General features: G+C 60.1%; 2 protein-coding genes. One reads left to right on the top strand and one right to left on the bottom strand.

The window, feature by feature from the left end; all coding sequences use genetic code 11:
* Nucleotides 1-23 precede the first annotated feature (23 nt).
* Nucleotides 24-1,220 (bottom strand): GNAT family N-acetyltransferase, encoded by a 1,197-nt coding sequence (locus NEZ08_RS18230; protein ID WP_298109818.1) that lies wholly within the window; start codon nucleotides 1,218-1,220, stop codon nucleotides 24-26.
* A gap of 375 nt (nucleotides 1,221-1,595) precedes the next feature.
* On the opposite strand from NEZ08_RS18230, the gene NEZ08_RS18225 reads away from it, so the two are divergent.
* Nucleotides 1,596-1,860 (top strand): polysaccharide deacetylase family protein (locus NEZ08_RS18225; protein WP_298109815.1); only part of this gene is annotated, 265 nt, incomplete at its 3' end.

The following is a 1,860-nucleotide window of genomic DNA, read 5'->3' as shown; positions in this document are numbered from 1 at the left end:
TCGTGGCGGCCTAATTCTTCTGGTCAGCGCCAGTGGCCAATGCGCCGCAGCCGCTTCGCTAGCTGCAGGAGTGCCGGGCTGCTCTTGACAAGACGCTTGGCGCGGCCGGCTGTTGACATGACCATCGCCGCAGCAGCGCCGTGCGGGCCGAGCGGAACGAAGCAATCGAAGATCGGTTCGATGGCCTTGCAGAACAGCTTCTTGTAGCCGTCCGAACCGATTCCCAGGTCGAGTGCGTGGTACCCGCGCTCAGCGTAATGATCGACGATGTGGCGGATCAGGACCAGCCCCGGGCTGAAGCGCGAACTGGCCGACACGGTATAGGTGTTGAACATCATCGAAAAGCGGTAGCCGTCGGCAACGCCGGCAAAGAGCGCGACCAATTCGCTGTCGCTCTCGATCGCATGTATCTCGATTACGCGGCCACCGCCCGCGAGCGGCGTGATGCAAGCCTTGCGAATGAAATCCTCCACGCCGGGCTCAGCGAAGACATTGGGAAGATTCTGCTCCGCCATCCGCAGCGGCTTGATACGAAAGAAGGCGTCCAGCATACGCTCGATGTCACCGTCGCTGGTGGCGACATGATAGCGATAGCCCGGCAAAGCCTTGAGTTTGCGTTCCTTGGCCTTCAGACGGCTCCGCACGGAATGGCTGATGCGGGTCGTGGCTGGCGCGCCGGGCGCCATCGGCATTACCGGACAGTCATTGACTGAGGGCTGGTGCGGCAACAGCGACATCGGATTGGGCAGATCCCGCCACGACAAGGGTTGCTGCTCCAAGGCCAGCACGTCGACGCCCGCGCGTTCGCGGATGGCGGCAAAGAGAACGTCCAGATCGGCGCGGGAAGCTGCTGCGGCGAAATCGCGATTCCACAACGCCATGTTGAACGTCGCATGCTTGCCCCCCATGAAGTGGCCGATGCGAACGCCCCATCTCTGTTTGAGGACGAGCGGGAGCAATAACAGCGGTGCATGATCGCGGTCATAAGCAACGACGACAAGAGGTCGAAGGCCTTCGCGTGTTCCGACCATCAGTTGCCATGGGTAGAGGAAGTCAAATCGCTGGTAAGGGGTAGAAACGTGGTGCTGAGCTTCCAGGCTTCTCCAGACCGTCTCCGCCTGCACAAGGTCGGAGAAAATATCGATGAGGGCGATGCGGCTTGATGCCGAACGCGGCGAGGCAGCTGCCGTCTGGCTTTCGATCGCGGCAGCCATCGTCATCGCAAATACCTGTCCGCAATGCTTGTGTTTAGACGGTTAACTTTTCGCTTCAACCGACCTTTGCAAAGAAGTGTCAACAAAGGGTAATGACAGTAAAGCGGAGAAAGGCGGTCCCGTTGGATGGCTGGTATCCGCGGCCCAATCTGAGAAGACACTTTGCCATCAGGCCCCCTGACAAGCCTTAAGCTGGAACTCGCATACTTCAGTGGTCATGCGTGGCTCAAACGGAAAGGAGTCGGCGTCATCCTGCGCTTTGAGCGGGTGCGGCCCCGCCGTCCAACAGGCTTTCAGCCGCGACGATCGGACGAAATCACGCCCGATTTTCTAGATCGCGCCATTCGGGCGCTGAAGCGCTGGAACTATGAAGTCATTTCGATGGATGAGGCTTGCCGCAGGGCCGTTACGCTCGCTGCACGGCAGCGGTTCGTCTGCCTGACCTTTGATAGCGGTTACAGGGACATCATCACGTCTGCTTATCCGGTGTTGTCTGGGCACGGCGTTCCTTTCACCGTTTATGTGCCGACGGCGTTCGCCGACGGAATAGGCGAGGCCTGGTGGCTTGCGCTCGAGCAGGTGATCGCGCAGGAACGACGTATCAGCCTGGTGGTAGGCCGCCAGGAGAGGCACTTCGATGTCCCGG

Source organism: Bradyrhizobium sp. (genome assembly GCF_027451485.1).
GTDB lineage: Bacteria > Pseudomonadota > Alphaproteobacteria > Rhizobiales > Xanthobacteraceae > Bradyrhizobium.
This window is presented reverse-complemented; position numbering and strand designations above follow the sequence as displayed.

Bases quoted from the DNA above. Each gene is read 5' to 3' on its own strand.
- NEZ08_RS18230 (WP_298109818.1), bottom strand. From the start codon at position 1,220: ATGACGATGGCTGCCGCGATCGAAAGCCAGACGGCAGCTGCCTCGCCG.